Origin of the sequence: Xanthomonas sp. SHU 308 (assembly GCF_000364645.1) — a bacterium.
Classification (GTDB): Bacteria; Pseudomonadota; Gammaproteobacteria; order Xanthomonadales; family Xanthomonadaceae; genus Xanthomonas_A; species Xanthomonas_A sontii.
The window spans coordinates 1-948 of sequence record NZ_AQOK01000203.1 but is presented as its reverse complement, the minus strand read 5'-3'; the positions used below and the strand labels follow the sequence as shown (position 1 = coordinate 948).

Annotated in this window: 2 protein-coding genes; one reads left to right on the top strand and one right to left on the bottom strand. The window is 64.8% G+C overall.

Annotated elements, in window-relative coordinates:
* A partial coding sequence (locus tag D588_RS24285) for a DUF885 family protein (protein WP_043083929.1) occupies nucleotides 1-182 on the top strand: 182 nt, incomplete at its 5' end.
* A 41-nt stretch (nucleotides 183-223) separates the two neighbouring features.
* Here D588_RS24285 and D588_RS26545 read toward each other — a convergent pair.
* On the bottom strand, nucleotides 224-589 hold the full coding sequence (locus D588_RS26545) for a hypothetical protein (RefSeq protein ID WP_081613512.1): 366 nt from the start codon (nucleotides 587-589) through the stop codon (nucleotides 224-226).
* Nucleotides 590-948: the final 359 nt, after the last annotated feature.

Genomic DNA, 948 nt, shown 5'->3' with positions numbered 1-948 from the left:
CCGCCAGCTACTTCTACGGCTACAGCCGCATCCTGGAACTGCGCATGCGCACCGAACTGGCGCTGGGCGCCAGGTTCGACCGCCTGAAGTTCAACAACTTCCTGCTGGACCAGGGGCTGCTGCCTCCGGACCAACTGGCCGCGGCGGTGGACGAGGATTTCGTACCGTCGCAGCGCAAGTGATGGCCATCGCATCGCTGTGCGAAAGCGCAGCGGTACGGCCCTCAGTGCTCGTACGGCACGCTTTCCGGGCGCCGGCTAGGATCCGTCCAGTTGCCTTGTTTGGCGGCTGCCGGACAGATGTCCTCGTATTGCTTCACCGCGGCGATCGCGGTGGGCGTCCATGCACCGCACTGCGAACCGCGCTTGCAGCAGCGGACCGGACTCGGCTTCAAACAGTAGCCTGGGTCCGCTCGCCATGTGCCACTGATCGGATCGACCGGGCTCCAGTTCTTGTCGACACCCTTGCAACCTTGGGTACAGAACACGAACGGATCATTGTCGCGGCACACGAGCTTCTGGTAGACCGTTGCGGCGGTGGCGTGAAACGACAGCAAACAAGCAGCGGAAATCCATATCCAGCGCTTCATGGGCTCTCTTCATGGATGAAGACGAAAAGGGTTCTCTGCTGCATGAAGGCGATCCAGTTCATGCATTCCCTACCCACGTGAGCGGAATGCCTGCGGTTCGCAGCCAAGCGGGACCGTCCGCCTTTCAAGCGGGTGGACCATAACGTAGCAATGTTGCAGTGCCTGGATGCAGGCAGGCCGGCGCGCAGAGCACGTCGCCGCTGCACGCCTGCCCGGTGGCGCGGTTTCAGCGTCCCGCTGGCGCAGCTGGCGCCTGCGCCCCCGGCGGCACCCAGATCGCCATGCCGGCGGCACGTTTCTGCGTGGTGGGGATGCCGATGCCCAGGCCGCCGCCGACGTGGCCGCCGTAGCTGCCCGCG

Bases quoted from the DNA above. Each gene is read 5' to 3' on its own strand.
- D588_RS26545 (WP_081613512.1), bottom strand. From the start codon at position 589: ATGAAGCGCTGGATATGGATTTCCGCTGCTTGTTTGCTGTCGTTTCAC.